This window comes from Desulfuromusa ferrireducens (assembly GCF_055389805.1).
The window spans coordinates 3,946,699-3,961,012 of the sequence record NZ_AP042415.1; the positions used below are offsets into that span (position 1 = coordinate 3,946,699).

At 49.3% G+C, this 14,314-nt stretch carries 15 protein-coding genes; 4 read left to right on the forward strand and 11 right to left on the reverse strand.

The genetic code is table 11. The annotated features are described in order from the left end of the window. Positions 1–46: 46 nt before the first annotated feature. The 10 genes from ACZ5PT_RS17670 to rimI form a co-directional block, all read right to left on the reverse strand. Positions 47–946 carry an ExeA family protein gene (locus ACZ5PT_RS17670; RefSeq protein ID WP_464264336.1) on the reverse strand — a complete coding sequence of 300 codons (900 nt, stop codon included), beginning with the start codon at positions 944–946 and terminating at the stop codon, positions 47–49. A 44-nt stretch (positions 947–990) separates the two neighbouring features. Next, positions 991–3,099 (reverse strand): tetratricopeptide repeat protein, encoded by a 2,109-nt coding sequence (locus tag ACZ5PT_RS17675; protein ID WP_464264337.1) that lies wholly within the window; start codon positions 3,097–3,099, stop codon positions 991–993. A gap of 169 nt (positions 3,100–3,268) precedes the next feature. Then, the gene (locus ACZ5PT_RS17680) at positions 3,269–3,982 is read right to left on the reverse strand and encodes a pseudouridine synthase (RefSeq protein ID WP_464264338.1); all 714 of its coding nucleotides are present in this window, start codon (positions 3,980–3,982) and stop codon (positions 3,269–3,271) included. Then, the gene (gene scpB, locus ACZ5PT_RS17685) at positions 3,975–4,547 is read right to left on the reverse strand and encodes an SMC-Scp complex subunit ScpB (protein WP_464264339.1); all 573 of its coding nucleotides are present in this window, start codon (positions 4,545–4,547) and stop codon (positions 3,975–3,977) included. Before scpB ends, ACZ5PT_RS17680 begins: the two co-directional genes overlap by 8 nt. Continuing rightward, positions 4,540–5,307 carry a segregation and condensation protein A gene (locus ACZ5PT_RS17690; protein ID WP_464264340.1) on the reverse strand — a complete coding sequence of 256 codons (768 nt, stop codon included), beginning with the start codon at positions 5,305–5,307 and terminating at the stop codon, positions 4,540–4,542. Before ACZ5PT_RS17690 ends, scpB begins: the two co-directional genes overlap by 8 nt. 6 nt (positions 5,308–5,313) lie before the next feature. Next, positions 5,314–5,997: a site-2 protease family protein gene (locus ACZ5PT_RS17695; RefSeq protein WP_464264341.1), complete on the reverse strand. Its 684-nt coding sequence runs from the start codon at positions 5,995–5,997 to the stop codon at positions 5,314–5,316. 108 nt (positions 5,998–6,105) lie between these two features. Further along, a complete protein-coding gene (locus ACZ5PT_RS17700) occupies positions 6,106–8,763 on the reverse strand; it encodes a CBS domain-containing protein (RefSeq protein WP_464264342.1) in 2,658 nt (885 codons plus the stop codon). Positions 8,764–8,775: 12 nt separating this feature from the next. Beyond that, positions 8,776–9,693, reverse strand: coding sequence for a dihydroorotate dehydrogenase (locus ACZ5PT_RS17705; RefSeq protein ID WP_464266760.1), 918 nt, complete (start codon positions 9,691–9,693; stop codon positions 8,776–8,778). Positions 9,694–9,722: 29 nt separating this feature from the next. Further along, positions 9,723–10,577, reverse strand: coding sequence for a dihydroorotate dehydrogenase electron transfer subunit (locus tag ACZ5PT_RS17710; RefSeq protein ID WP_464264343.1), 855 nt, complete (start codon positions 10,575–10,577; stop codon positions 9,723–9,725). A 30-nt stretch (positions 10,578–10,607) separates the two neighbouring features. Further along, positions 10,608–11,084, reverse strand: a complete 477-nt coding sequence (rimI, locus tag ACZ5PT_RS17715; protein WP_464264344.1) for a ribosomal protein S18-alanine N-acetyltransferase — start codon at positions 11,082–11,084, stop codon at positions 10,608–10,610. Between the two features lie 195 nt (positions 11,085–11,279). Between rimI and purM the strand changes: the two genes are divergently transcribed. From purM to rpmB, 4 genes are all read left to right on the forward strand, one after another. Then, complete coding sequence (gene purM, locus ACZ5PT_RS17720) at positions 11,280–12,359, forward strand: phosphoribosylformylglycinamidine cyclo-ligase (protein WP_464264345.1); 1,080 nt, start codon at positions 11,280–11,282, stop codon at positions 12,357–12,359. Between the two features lie 14 nt (positions 12,360–12,373). Beyond that, entirely contained in the window at positions 12,374–13,033 is a 660-nt protein-coding gene (purN, locus tag ACZ5PT_RS17725) for a phosphoribosylglycinamide formyltransferase (protein WP_464264346.1), read from the forward strand. Positions 13,034–13,041: 8 nt separating this feature from the next. After that, the gene (locus tag ACZ5PT_RS17730; protein ID WP_464264347.1) at positions 13,042–13,500 is read left to right on the forward strand and encodes a 2-thiouracil desulfurase family protein; all 459 of its coding nucleotides are present in this window, start codon (positions 13,042–13,044) and stop codon (positions 13,498–13,500) included. Positions 13,501–13,575: 75 nt separating this feature from the next. Continuing rightward, a complete protein-coding gene (rpmB, locus tag ACZ5PT_RS17735) occupies positions 13,576–13,767 on the forward strand; it encodes a 50S ribosomal protein L28 (RefSeq protein WP_464264348.1) in 192 nt (63 codons plus the stop codon). Between the two features lie 124 nt (positions 13,768–13,891). On the opposite strand, the gene ACZ5PT_RS17740 is transcribed toward rpmB, so the two are convergent. Continuing rightward, the gene (locus ACZ5PT_RS17740; RefSeq protein ID WP_464264349.1) at positions 13,892–14,275 is read right to left on the reverse strand and encodes a RidA family protein; all 384 of its coding nucleotides are present in this window, start codon (positions 14,273–14,275) and stop codon (positions 13,892–13,894) included. Positions 14,276–14,314: the final 39 nt, after the last annotated feature.

Here is a 14,314-nt window from a genome sequence, read left to right on the forward strand (position 1 = left end):
CGGTCGAATAACACCGACCGCCATAAAAAATAGTTCATTCGTGTATTTATTTTTCTTCTAGATCATCAAAAATCATTTCGATTTCATCTAATTCATCAGATGAAAGATCTGCTGTTGCTGAACTTTTCTTCATATTGACCAAACCGAGATCTTCGGCAACATTTTTGATGATCTGTGCAGAAACTTCGGTACCACGCCGCAAATAGGTTTCAAACAACGCATTATCACAAATAGTATTAATCAACCGTGGCACCCCACCGGCCAATTTATGCACCCAGGTAATAGCGTCTGCGTCAAAGGGCGTTTTTTTACATCCAGCCACCTGCAGACGATGGTTGATATAAGCCTCACTCGCTTCGGCGGATAATGGTTTCAGGGTGTACTTGAAAGCAACACGTTGAGCGAGGGGCTCATCAAGCCGTAAAATTTTATCTAGCTCCGGCAAACCGAAGAAAATTATGTTCAAAAGTTTTTTATCAGGAATTTCCAAATTCAGCAAACCGCGAAATTCTTCCATCAATTCACGGGTTTGCAACATCTGCGCTTCATCAATCAGCACAACGGCCTTACGACCTTCTCTTTCTATCTGCAACAACCGCTCATAGAGTTGCTTGAGCATTTTTAACGGGCTGACTTCCGGGTTTTTGATGCCCAGTTGCATACAGATACGCGAAAGAATCCACTCAGGGGTAATCCCGGAATGAATCATCACCAACAAAGAGGATTCATATTGCTCGATCGGCAGATCATCAAGCATCCGCCGCGCAAGGGTGGTCTTGCCAGTCCCGGCACTGCCTACCAAAACAGCCAGACCTTTATTGGAATCGACGGAATACTTCAACCTTAACAAGGCTTGCGTGTGTTGCTCACCATCGTAATAAAATTTTTCATTCGGTGCGTTGGAAAATGGCTCACGCTCAAAATTGAAATAATCGGTATAACCCATAAATATAATCCGTGATTGTCAGAGCACTGCCCGTATGAACAAAGCTAAAGGAAGGAAATTCGCTCTTTTTTTTCAACAATTTCTTCTTCAACAACAATCCCGAGTTTCGACTGCAGGGTGCTGATTTTCGTTTTCACATCACGATAGGATTCATCAACCGACAAAACAACCCGGTAACTGCTTAAAGCTTCTTCAAAACGCTCCGACGACTCATAGAGGGAAGCCAATTCAAAACTAAGATTTAAACGCTGTTCCTCTTCGAGGTGCTGAGAATCGAGAGCCTGCTGGAACATGATTTCCGCACTGGCAAAATCGCCTTTTTCTGAGCTACAGAGGCCTTTTAAGGTTTGACAATCAACATAACGGGAAGGGTCGCGCTCGGCTTTACTAAACTCGCTGATCGCATCATCCAATAATCCCATTTCCCGATAAGCAATCCCTAAATTATAGTGAGATTCCATATCATCAGCAGCAATCTGCTCATCGACATCGGTCCTAAATATTTTTTGCCCAGGAGTGTCGCCCGACACAGCAGAAAATGAACTTTCGTCTTGACCTGCTTCGGTAAAACTTTCGCTTATCCCCTCAATAGTTGAAGAGTCCAAGACAGATGGGGTTTCGTCTGGTTCAGCATGCAACTGACTGCGGATATCTGCAAGTTTTTGCTGACACAATTCAGATTCAGGCGCATAAGCGAGAATATCGATACAGAGTTTTTCCGCTTCGGCAAACAGGCCCTGTTGAATATAGAACTCGGCTTCTTCCAAGTCAGAATTGACATCCCGCGCTGCGACAGGAGGCGCAACAGGTTCTTCTTCATCACCCTCCAAATCGAAGGAAAATCCAAGTTCATCATCCTCATTGAGATCAAGTTCAATAACACTGTCCGCTGTATCTTCATCAACGTCCACAGTTAACGATTCGACCTCTTCCATCACTTCAAGCTGCAGATCAAACTCTTCTACAGGAGCATCGGACAGCAAATCGTCAGTTTCTTCAAGCGGGATTTCCAGGTCAAAAGTTGGCAGTTCGATATCATTGTCAGCTGAACCGAGCAAGGAATCGGATAAGGTTTCATTGACAATTTCTTCGTCCGGCTCGTCTTCTTTTTCCGAGATAATATCGAGTATCTTATCCCCGTCGCCAGTCAACTCGTAAATAGAGTCAAGGGTTTGCAAGACAACAGAACTGTCAGGTAACCGCTCTTTCAGAATTTCGTAGTACTCTTTTAGCAGTGTAAGACGATCAGCTTTAAAAAAGCTGTCTTTCCACTCCTCCAGTTCCGTAAGAGCCGGATCATCCTGTCCACTATCAATTTGACATTTGATATATAAACCGCGGGTATCAAGATCGGTCGGATCGAGAACAAGGAGTTGTTGGTAGGTCTTGCTCGCGCGCTCCCAGTCCATAAGATCGTTATAGCCACGTGCAATCAAACGGAGTAAATCAGGGTCCTGCGGTTTATCCTGGAGCAGAGTTGTGAGAATCGTAACCCCTTTTTGCAGCTCACCTTTTTCATATAACGTTAGAGCCAGACCCATCTTAAGCTTTTGATTATCAGGATAGAGCGGCATGAACATTTTATATAGCTTGAGAATCTTATCGAAATCATTTTTCTCACTTAAGGTCGTGAGAACACCCTCAAATTCGGCAAGGGCTTCCTCTTGTCGATCATTGCCCGCATAGACTTCGGCAAGCTTTACCCGAACGTTCAGGTTGGCAGCATCAAGATCACGCATCTTCTCCAGGGTTTTGATTGCATCAGCAACCATGCCATTACGTTCGTAGTAGCTGACCAAACTACGATATTCCGCCATGGCGTTGCCGATCAAACCCTGTTTTTCGTTCAGTTCAGCCAGCCTGCTGAACAACGATACCTGGGTAGCATCGAGACGTTGCATTTGCTTGTAGATAGCGATGGCCTTGAGATAGAAACCATTGCTGGAGAAATACTTAGCGACCGATTCGTAATGCTCGTACGCTTCAGCACCTCGATTGGTCCGGACTAAAAGCTCAGCTAACTTCTGCCGAGAACGCACATCGCCCGGATCAAGCTCAACGACCTTGATATAATCTTTTATCGCCCGAACAACCTGTTTTTTTCTCAGGTTTTTCTGTGCGGATTCCAAAAATTTATCTTTATTTGCAGCCAAAAAAAATCCCCTAAAATGCGAAGTTTCACAATTTTTCCATCATGAAAGAATACGCGACAAAACCTCAAGGTGTCAAGTGAGGTGCCGGTAACGGCATAAGAAAACCAGTGACATATGTGCATCCAACCAATGCGTACCTAATAAAACAACAATTCATGGAAGTGACGATTTAACCTATCGATTTTAACCGGTCGATTTCCCGCGGCGTCAACAGCCGGTATTTTCCCGTCGCTAAACCCTCTAATTCAAGAAAAGCAATACGAATTCTTTTCAAACGCACCACACTCAGATCAACCACTTCACACATCCGCCTGACTTGACGATTTCGGCCTTCCTTTATTGTCAGTTCGAACCAACTGTTAGCCCCGGCATTTCTGACATTTGCAACTTGAGCAGGCTGAGTTTTGCCATCATCCAAGGTAACTCCACGGCGCAACAGATTGAGCTTTTTTTCAGTAATTAGGCCGCGCACTTTCACCAGATAGGTTTTCTCAACGTGGTGACGCGGATGGCTGAGACGTTGCGACAACTCGCCATCATTGGTCAACAGCAACAAACCTTCGGTATTAAAATCAAGCCTTCCGACCGGGAACAGTCGCTGCGGGAGATCCGCAACCAGATCAGTCACCAACGGCCGCCCCTGCGGGTCCTTCAAAGTCGAAATGCAACCACGCGGCTTATTCAGCATAACACTGACTTTTTCCTCGGCTAGCGACAACTTACGACCATTGACCGTCACCAGATCCACCAACAAATCAGCACGATCGCCTAATTTGGCAATGACGCCGTTCAACAGAACCTGCCCATCGGCAATCCAGACCTCTGCCTGTCTTCTCGAGGCCAGACCAGCCTGTGCAATCAGTTTCTGCAATCGTTCAGCCATCGGAGTCCTTTACAGCTTCAGGTTCAAGGGGTATCGCTTCTGCGAGTTCGGGGTCAAAAGAGCTGAACTCTTTTAAGGTCGGTAAATCCTGTAACGCCTTCAAGCCGAACAGCTCGAGAAAATGACGACTGGTGCCATACATCAAAGGCCGGCCCGGAACGTCTTTTTTTCCCAGAATGCGCAGCAGATTTTTTTCCAGCAGGGTTTTCATCACTCCGCCGGAGTCGACACCGCGAAGGTATTCTATTTCAGCGCGAGTGACCGGTTGCCGATAAGCAATAATTGCGAGAGTTTCAAGAGCCGCCGACGAAAAACGAAAGGGGCGATCCTTGCTCAGCTTTCGCAGCCAGGGAGCAAACTCAGCATCGGTTCGAAACTGATAACCACCAGCAACCTCCGCTAAATAAAAACCACGCTCTCCCTGGGCATACTCCTGCAACAACATGTCTATAACTGTACGCACTTCAGCACGCGGCTTCTCCAGCAAAGTACAGATTCGATCAAGCGACAGAGGATTGTCTGCGGCGAAGATATAGGCTTCAATAATCTTTACCAGTTCAGCCATAACCAAAAGTATCCGCTTCTTGAGAAATAGATGCTATCTGATCGTTTTCTGCCACCGCTAACGACAGCCAGATTTCACCAAATTCGTTAGCCTGCTCGATTTTCACCATCCGCATCTTGACCAGCTCCAGGGTCGCCAGAAAAGTCACGACCATTTCCAGTCGGGTTGGACGCTGCGGGAAAATATCCTTAAACGCCAGTCGCTGATCGACGGACAAGCGCTCGAGAACAATCTGGACATGATCAGCAACAGAAAGCTGTTCGCGAACCACTTCGTGAAAGGTTTCAACGGGAGCGTTATTTAACAGACGGTGAAAAGCTTCTGCCAGCTGATAAACACCAACGACATGTTCTTCCTCGGCATCAACATCAACAAATTCCGTCGAGACAAAATGACTGGCAAAGATATCGCGATTGAGCAGAGGCATTTGCGAAAATGATTCGGCCACGTCTTTATAACGCTGGTACTCCAAAAGCCGACGGACCAGTTCCGCGCGTGGGTCCTCGCCCTCATCCTCGTCAACCTCGTCGCTGAGCGGTAACAACAGTCGCGACTTGATATGAATAAGGGTTGCCGCCATAAGCAGAAACTCCCCGGCGATATCCAAGTCGAGCTGCTTCATCTGCTCGATGATCCCCAGATACTGCTCGGTGATCTTCACCATCGAGATATCGTAAATATCCATCTCGTTGGTTTTAATCAGGTGCAACAGAAGATCGAGAGGGCCGGAAAAGTTTTCTAACTGAATCTGAATCGACATCGACAGCTAGTGCCCCAAAAGAAACTTCTTGGCCGCTACGACCACATTTTCTGAACCGGCCAGAAAGGCAACCAGACTATCGACCAACGGCTCGAGCATCACCGACCAGATATCGGTAAAAAAAACCAGAAATAAAATCAAAATAAAACCGAAAGGCTCCAATCGGCTGATCATCAGGGCTTTGCTTTCCGGCAGAATCCCGGTCAAAATCCGTCCACCATCAAGTGGTGGCAAAGGAACGATATTAAAAATTCCGAGCAACACATTAATGTAAAGGCTGAAACTGATCATCATATGTAACGGTTTGGCCGCCTGAATAAAGAGTTCCATTTCGCCAAGAGAGGTGATCTCCAACCAGCCCAACCCGCGCAGCAACAGCGCCGACGAAAGGGCCAGCAACAGATTAGTGATCGGTCCCGCCAGAGCGACCCAGATCATATCGCGTTTCGGTCGACGCAAGTTGCCAGCATTAACGGGCACTGGTCGCGCCCAGCCGAAACCGAAAACAAAAATCGCCACCGTCCCGATCGGATCGAGGTGCCGCATTGGATTCAGATTCAAACGTCCCAGAAGACGCGCCGTCGGATCGCCGAAACGCTCAGCAACGTATCCATGGGCTACTTCATGCATGGTCAGCGCTAACAGAGCCGGTACCAACATGATCGATATTTTAGAGATGATTGCTTCCATTGCCCCTCTAGCTGCATCGGAATACTAAATTTAAAATTCAAGATACAATATATAGACGATATCAATCATCGGGTCTAGCAGAAGCGAAGATCTTTCAACACTTAAAAATTAAGAGAGTATTTTACCGGCAGGATAATTCTTTCGGACCAGGGTCATTTCGTCTTCCAGCGAGTGAATCTGCCCATTGAGGCGCGCATCGAGTAAAGCCAGAAAAACCTGATGGAAGTGTGGTCCCGGCTGCAAACCAAGATCGATCAACCCGTTGCCGTCAAGCAAGACACGCACCTTGCGGAAATCGGTTACGTACTGTGATATCCATTTGCGCACCTGATCGCTTTCCGTCCAGGACATCAAAAAGAGCAGCAACTCCAAAGACAAACCATTAAACCAATGATAGATCTCGCTGTTCATTGGAGTTTGTCTCATTTCAACGCAAGAGTTAGCTGTTTTCAGCGCCCACTTTCCCTGCGGCAACTGCACCATCAGCAGGTCTCGATATTTAGGTTGCAGGTCAAGCCAGCGGCAGACGCGAACCAATCCCTTTTCCGACAAGGGCTGGAACAAACAACAGAGATACAACAACCAACGGTGATATTTTTCCCCGGTGTAGAGAAGATCGAACCAGCTGCTCGATTTCTCTGCGGCAACAATCGATTGGGCCGATTTGCGATCAAAGCGCAAGTGCGGATCGATAAACTTCAGCAGAGAAAACTCTTCAAGGCGCCGAAGTGCAGATATCACCTGCGGCTCATCAAGGATTTGCCGCAACTCACTGAGCAGCCGCGGACCGCCGACCTTTTTCACCAGATTCATCCGAACAGCACTGCGCATCAAACGCTCGGTTTGACGGCCGATCTTAAATCCCAATCGCTGCTCAAAACGAACCGCCCTGAACAAGCGCGTCGGATCCTCTATCAGGCTCAGGTTATGCAGCACCCTAACCGACCGGTCCTTGAGATCCCGTTGTCCACCGAAAAAATCGAGCATTTGACCAAAATTATCGCAATTCAAGGAGATGGTCAGGGTGTTGATGGTAAAATCACGCCGATAGAGGTCATGGCGGATCGAGGCATGTTCCACCCGTGGCAAAGCGGCCGGGCTTTCATAATATTCCAGTCGGGCCGAAGCAACGTCAATTTTAAAATCATCCGGTAAAATAATCACAGCCGTGGCAAATTTTTCATGCGAACGGATACGACACTCGGTCGTTTTCGCAAAGGCCGCAGCAAATGCGATCCCATCCCCCTCGACGACAATATCGATATCGAGATTTTCCTGACGCAGCAGCAGATCACGCACAAAGCCACCAACCAGGTAAACCTTCACCCCTTGCTGATCAGCGACCTCACCCAATTTGCGCAACAAAACACGGATATTTTTCGGCAACTGGGTATCAATAAGACGCGCCAGATTCTTCCTCTTTAGGCGTAAACCGCCCCGCCCCGACTCTACCGGAAGAGTTTCATCGCTGTCCTGGAGACCACCGATCAAGTAACGGAGCAAGTCGGTCCGGGTCACAATACCGACCAGTTGTTCCTGCTCAACAACCGGAATACAACGCTGGTTATGCTCGATAATGTTCCGCTGCAACTGCTCCAACGAGGCTTCCGGAGAGACGGTTTCGAAATCAGTCGTCATCACCTCGACAACAGACATCCTCTGCAGCTTGTGATGGGCGGCCTTTTCAACCACCTGCCGGGTAATGATACCGACTAGCAACGGACCATCCATAACCGGCACGGCATTAAAGCTGAAACGGGCCATCAGCGCGCGAGCTTCGGCAATACTCACCGAGGCCGGCAAGGTTTTTACCGGAGAGGACATCAGCTGTCGGGCGTCACAGCGCAAACGGATCGACTTCAGCAAAGACTCTTCGAGCTGGTCGAGCAGTTGCACCAGCGGAATATCCCGCACCGTGGCCGAAGAAGCAAACGCATGGCCACCACCGCCGAATTCCTGGAGCAGCTCCCCGACATGCACCTCGGGCACGCGTGAACGACCGACCAGAAAAACGCGATCTTCCATCCGCACCGCGACAATCAAAACATTGAGATTTTCGATATCTTTTAGTTTGTGGGCCAGAGAAGAAATGTCTGCGACATAATAATCGATTGAGGCGTAGGCAATGGCGACCTCAACGCCGTTGATGATTTTTTTCTGGCAGGATTTGATCAGCTCGTTGAGCAGGGCAATCTGCTCCGGAGTCATCTCCCGAATCAGGAAATCGGCAACCGTGTTGAGATTTGCGCCATGTTCGAGCAAAAAAGCGGCCGCCAGATAATCGCGCGGCGTTGTTCCGCTAAACAAGAGATGTCCGGTATCCTCATAGAGGCCAAGCATCATCATCGTCGCCTCATCCGGCGTCGGCACGATACCCCGCTCTAAAAACAGGTGGGTCAGGATAGTGGTCGTGGCACCGACCTGTTCAATATGCTCTAGTTGCCCGGAAACGGTTTTATCATCAGCCGGATGATGATCGTAGACATGCAGTTCCAAACCGGGCTTGGTGATGATTTCGGCGAACTGCCCAATCCGGGCCGAACTGCGAACATCAACCAGAATCAGACGTTTGACCTGCTGGAGATCGATATCCCGGATTCGTTTGATATCGTAAGCGTAAAGGGTGCTCTGCAACAGGAAATCACGCAACCCACGTTCCTGCCCACCGGGAAAAACCAGCACCGCATCAGGATACAATCGCTTAGCAGCAATCATCGATCCGAGGCAGTCAAAATCGGCATTCACGTGGGTAGCAATAACATCCATAGGGTCGGTCCGTTAAACCTCCAGAGTCCCGATCAAATCATTAATATCCTCGACACCTTCATTCCGACAGAACTCCTCCAAGTCGTCGATAATCGTCGCCATGGCATTCGGATCGACAAAATTGGCGGTTCCGACCTGAACGGCCCTGGCGCCAACAATGAGAAATTCCAACGCATCCATCGCCCGGGAAATGCCACCGACACCGATGACCGGCACCTTGACCGCCTGCACCACCTGATGTACCAAGCGCACGGCAATCGGACGGATCGCCGGACCGGAAAGGCCACCAATCGTATTGGCCAAGCGCGGCTTGCGGGTTTTGACATCTACCGCCATACCGGTCAGGGTATTAATCAAGCTGATAGCATCAGCACCGGCGTCTTCAACCGCCTTGGCGGTCACCTGAATATTGGTAACGTTCGGCGTCAACTTGACGATCAACGGCTTACTGGTCCGCTTACGCACCAGCGAGACGACTTCGTGAGCAGCGGTTGCTTCGGTGCCGAAAACAATCCCGCCATGTTTGACATTAGGACAGGAAATGTTCATTTCCAAACCGGCGACTCCTGGCACATCATCCAGGCGTGCCGCGACTTCGGCGTACTCTTCCTGGGTGTTGCCGAAAAAGTTAACGATAACCGGGGCGTCAAACTGCTGCAAAAAGGGCATTTTGTGAGCAATAAAGGCTTCGATACCGACATTCTGCAGGCCAATAGCATTGAGCATGCCGCTGACAGTTTCACAGATCCGCGGTGTGTCGTTGCCAGCTTTGGGGTTCAGCGAAAGCCCTTTGGTCACAATCGCGCCGAGGCGATTCAGATTAAGATATGGAGCATACTCCTCGCCATAACCAAAAGTTCCCGAGGCAGGCATGACCGGATTTTTGAAGGTCAATCCAGCAATCTCTACGGCCATCTGTGGACGCTTTATTTTTGTTGTTTGTGCATTTCGCTCAGCCATTACTTACACCCTCCACAATCCGTATCCTGTTTCTCCAACCGGCTCCAGTCCAATTGTTCAGCATGAAATACCGGCCCCTGCTTACAGGTACAGAGGTACTGTGGATTCTCATCGGAGTGCCCGGCCCCCTTAACGACACAACCAAGACAGGCCCCAACACCGCAAGCCATCAGCGCTTCAAGAGAAACCTGCAACGAGGTTCCGCGACTGCTGCAGATCTTTTGTACGGCATCGATCATCGGCATCGGGCCACAGGCATAAACGGACGCTTTCGGGTATTTATCCAGCTTGCGCTGCAAGACCTGAGTGACCAGCCCTTCTTCACCAAGGCTACCATCTTCGGTGGAAACGTAGGTTTCAACACCAAGACGCTCAAATTCGGTAACGGTAATGATATCATCCCGAGTTCTGCCGCCCATCAGCAGACGAACCTTCGAGTTAGGCACCAGCTTTTCCGCCAACATGTAAAGAGGGACCAAACCGATACCGCCACCGACAAGGATCTTCTCTTCATCGGGATCACCCAGATCAAAACCTCGACCAAGCGGACCGAGCAACTCGACCCGGTCGCCCTGATGCAGCTCCTGCATGATCTCCGTACCACTGCCGACAACCTTGTAGATGATCTCGATAAATTCTTTCGGCGGCATTCCGTCACAATCAGCAGCGGCGTAACCGGTCCGAAAAATACCGAAGGGACGGCGCAATAACGGCGGCAATGAACGCTGGACTCGAAACATAACAAACTGACCCGGCATGGCCGTCTGATTATAGTCCGGAGCCAGTATCTGCATCCGATAATAACCAGGCGAAATCTCCTGATTAGACAAGATAATAGTTTTACAGTTTTTCATCCAACTCATCTCCTACATATAAAGCTGATGCTATAGCGTCTTTCCGGCAGGCAACGTGTCGGTAAAATCACAGACCATCATCAAAGCATCCTCACCATCACGATAATAACGGCTCCGAATGACATCGGCAACAAAACCGTGTTGGCGATAGAGATTAATAGCGCCGGAGTTGCTGGCCCTCACCTCCAACCAAGCCTTCTCAAGGCCATGCCCTAAACAATTATCGATGGTATTTTCAAGTAGCAAACCAGCGACGCCCTGACGCCGAAAATCACCGGCTGTCGCGACATTTAAAACTTGCAACTCGCCAGCAATGAGCCAATAACAAATATAACCGGCCAGCCGCTCACCAACCCAAAGAAGGTTGACGGTGGAAACCGGATTTTCTATTTCCTGAACAAACTGCGCAGCAGTCCAAGGATGCGGGTAACTTTGTTGCTCAATAGCCTGGACTGCGTCAAGGTCATCGACACACAGTGACCGAATTTTAAAATTATCGATTGACATCAATTTCACAGCTGAAGTTCATAGTTTCCGTGGTAAAATCTACTGACAAAAAGTCCTGCTCCCCGCGCCCAAGGGGCCCGAACGAGGATCTTGGGAGTTCTAACATAATTTTCAAACAGGATACAGACAATAGAACGTGCCGGTCCTGAAGAAACGGCCGTTCAACGATTGACAAAGAGGCTGTCGGGTGTTTTAATGTCCGGCCATTTGAATACCAAGGAGCGAGATAAATTGAGTAGCAAAAAACCGATTACCTATAAAGATGCTGGTGTTGACATTGACGCTGGTAACCGCTTTGTCGACCTGATCAAACCCTTGGTCAAACAGACCATGCGTCCCGAGGTCCTGACCGATATCGGTGGTTTTGGCGGCCTGTTTTCACTAAACAGCAGCAAGTACAAGCGCCCCACCCTGGTCTCTTCGACCGACGGTGTCGGCACAAAGCTGAAGCTCGCCTTCATGATGGATAAACATGACACGGTCGGCATCGACCTGGTTGCTATGTGCGTCAACGACATCATTGTCCAAGGGGCCGAGCCACTCTTTTTTCTCGACTACCTGGCCACAGCCAAACTTGACCCGGAAAAAGCCGTAGAGGTTGTTAAAGGGATTGTCGAGGGCTGCAAGCAATCCAACTGTGCGCTGCTTGGCGGTGAAACAGCTGAAATGCCCGGCATGTACACTGGTGAAGAATACGACTTGGCCGGCTTTACCGTTGGCGTCGTCGACAACGATGAAATCATTGACGGATCATCGATCACCAATGGCGACCAGATTATCGGCATTGCATCAAGTGGCCTTCATTCAAATGGGTTCTCCTTAGCTCGCAAGGTTTTCCTCGACACAATGAAACTAGACCTCAACGCCACACCGAACGATCTCGACAAATCTCTGGGCGAAGAGCTGCTAACCCCGACCCGCATTTATGTTAAAAGCGTCCTCAACCTGATACGCGATTTCGATATCAAAGGCATCGCGCATATCACCGGTGGCGGTCTGCTGGAAAACTTGCCACGGGTTTTGCCGCAGAAATGCCAAGCTATCATCAAGCGCAACAGTTGGGACAAACCGGCAATTTTCGAAATGCTCCGCGAAGGCGGAAACATCCCGGAAGAAGAAATGTACCGAACCTTCAACTATGGTATCGGCATGGCTCTCATCGTCCCGGCAAATGAAGTTGAAGATATTCTTGATCGCTTGATCGGACTTGATGAAAAAGCCTACCTGATCGGCGAAATTTCTCAGGCTAAGGAGCCCTCTGTCATCCTTTCCTGACAGGACATCTCAACATGTCAACAAAGACCAAACTAAAATTAGGAGTTCTTGCGTCCGGCGGTGGCACTAACCTGCAATCGATCATCGATCAATGTCAGCAGCAACAGATCGATGCAGAGATCGTACTTATCCTCTGCAACAATCCGGACGCCGGGGCCTTGATTCGCGCCAGCAAAGCCGATTTGCCACATACCTGTATTAATCATCGCGATTTTCCCGATCGACAAACTTTTGATCGGGCTGTTGTTAGCGCATTACAGGAAGCAGGCGTCGAACTGGTTGTTCTGGCCGGCTTTATGCGTATTATCTCTGAAGAATTCCTGACCGCCTTCCCACAACGAGTCATCAATATCCACCCGGCATTGCTTCCAGCCTTTCCCGGACTGCATGTGCAAAAAAAAGCCCTGGAATACGGCGCCCGCTTCTCCGGCTGTACGGTGCATTTTGTTGACGGCGGTGTTGATACTGGACCAATTATCACCCAGGCAGTCGTTCCAATCCTGGAGGATGACAGCGAGGAGTCCCTTTCCGCACGAATCCTGCAGCAGGAACACCAGGTCTACCCTCGAGCGATCCAATTGATCGCCGAAGGTCGTGTCAGAATTGACGGACGTAAGGTCCACATCGCCGGCATCGATAAGTGCACAACGCCACTTGTTAACCCGCCGCTCTAGGACGTCCAATGCCAAAAACAGCCTTGGTCAGTAGCTGCCTGCTCGGATTATCAACCCGCTACGATGGGACCGGTAGCTACAATCAAGACGTTATCGATTACCTGAAACGCCAGGACCTCACTCCGATTCCGATCTGTCCAGAGCAACTGGCCGGCCTACCGACACCGCGGCCGAAATGCTGGTTTAGCTCCGGTGACGGTTGCACCGTCCTCGATGGCTCTGGCGTAATCTGCGACGAAGCCAACAACAACATGACTAAGTTTTTTATCAACGCAGCCGTAGAAAGTTGCAAAGTCGCCGAACTGACAAACAGCAAACTGGCGATTTTAAAACAGCGCAGCCCATCCTGCGGCAGCCGACAGGTCCACCAAAACGGCCAGCTAATTACCGGTATGGGCGTTGCTGCTGCCAAGCTCAAAAAGGCAGGCATAAGGGTACTGAGCGAAGAAGATTTAGACCCTAAATAGTGCCGAAAAATATTTGCATCCCTATTGGAAACGTGTTAATAATGCGCGTTCGAAACTTTCAGGAGGATTGAAAAGATGTCTAAGCAATGTGAAATCTGCGGAAAAAAGCCCGTTACCGGAAATAACGTCAGTCACGCTCACAACAAAACCCGTACCGTCTGGAATCCGAACTTGCAGAAAGTTCGTGCCGTCCAGAATGGCGCGGTCAAAAAAGTGAAAGTTTGCACCCGCTGCATCCGTTCCGGTAAAATCCAAAAAGCTGTCTGATTTTTTCCGACGGCGCACAAGTTATAAAAAAAGGGATGACCCACACAGGTCATCCCTTTTTTGCTTGTTTTAAGTTTTAAGATTTAGGTTTTAAACGTTGGGTCGAATACTTAACACCGAAACCTTAACAACCTAAAGCGGCAATAGCATCAATCTCAACCAAGGCTCCTTTTGGTAAAGCAGCAACCTGAACTGTTGCCCGCGCCGGAGCGATAGTCGCACAATACTCAGCGTAGATTTCATTGACAACGGCAAAATCGGTCAGATCAATCAGATAGATAGTAGTTTTCACCACGGCACTGAAGTCGGTTTCAGCAGCAGCCAACACCTGGGCCAGGTTATCGAGCACCTGTCGGGTCTGCTCGACGATACCGCCGGCCACCATTTCGCCAGATTTGGGCACTAGTGGAATCTGCCCTGAACAGAACAGGTAATCACCGGCACGGACCGCCTGGGAATAAGGGCCGATGGCTGCCGGAGATTTATCCGTTTCAATTTTTTTCAGCATAAGCTCTCTCCCTTTAAGAATGTTCGAGGTTCGAGGTTG

Bases quoted from the DNA above. Each gene is read 5' to 3' on its own strand.
- ACZ5PT_RS17670 (WP_464264336.1), bottom strand. From the start codon at position 946: ATGGGTTATACCGATTATTTCAATTTTGAGCGTGAGCCATTTTCCAAC.
- ACZ5PT_RS17680 (WP_464264338.1), bottom strand. From the start codon at position 3,982: ATGGCTGAACGATTGCAGAAACTGATTGCACAGGCTGGTCTGGCCTCG.
- scpB (WP_464264339.1), bottom strand. From the start codon at position 4,547: ATGGCTGAACTGGTAAAGATTATTGAAGCCTATATCTTCGCCGCAGAC.
- ACZ5PT_RS17690 (WP_464264340.1), bottom strand. From the start codon at position 5,307: ATGTCGATTCAGATTCAGTTAGAAAACTTTTCCGGCCCTCTCGATCTT.
- ACZ5PT_RS17695 (WP_464264341.1), bottom strand. From the start codon at position 5,997: ATGGAAGCAATCATCTCTAAAATATCGATCATGTTGGTACCGGCTCTG.
- ACZ5PT_RS17700 (WP_464264342.1), bottom strand. From the start codon at position 8,763: ATGGATGTTATTGCTACCCACGTGAATGCCGATTTTGACTGCCTCGGA.
- ACZ5PT_RS17710 (WP_464264343.1), bottom strand. From the start codon at position 10,577: ATGAAAAACTGTAAAACTATTATCTTGTCTAATCAGGAGATTTCGCCT.
- rimI (WP_464264344.1), bottom strand. From the start codon at position 11,084: ATGTCAATCGATAATTTTAAAATTCGGTCACTGTGTGTCGATGACCTT.
- purM (WP_464264345.1), top strand. From the start codon at position 11,280: ATGTCCGGCCATTTGAATACCAAGGAGCGAGATAAATTGAGTAGCAAA.
- purN (WP_464264346.1), top strand. From the start codon at position 12,374: ATGTCAACAAAGACCAAACTAAAATTAGGAGTTCTTGCGTCCGGCGGT.
- ACZ5PT_RS17730 (WP_464264347.1), top strand. From the start codon at position 13,042: ATGCCAAAAACAGCCTTGGTCAGTAGCTGCCTGCTCGGATTATCAACC.
- rpmB (WP_464264348.1), top strand. From the start codon at position 13,576: ATGTCTAAGCAATGTGAAATCTGCGGAAAAAAGCCCGTTACCGGAAAT.
- ACZ5PT_RS17740 (WP_464264349.1), bottom strand. From the start codon at position 14,275: ATGCTGAAAAAAATTGAAACGGATAAATCTCCGGCAGCCATCGGCCCT.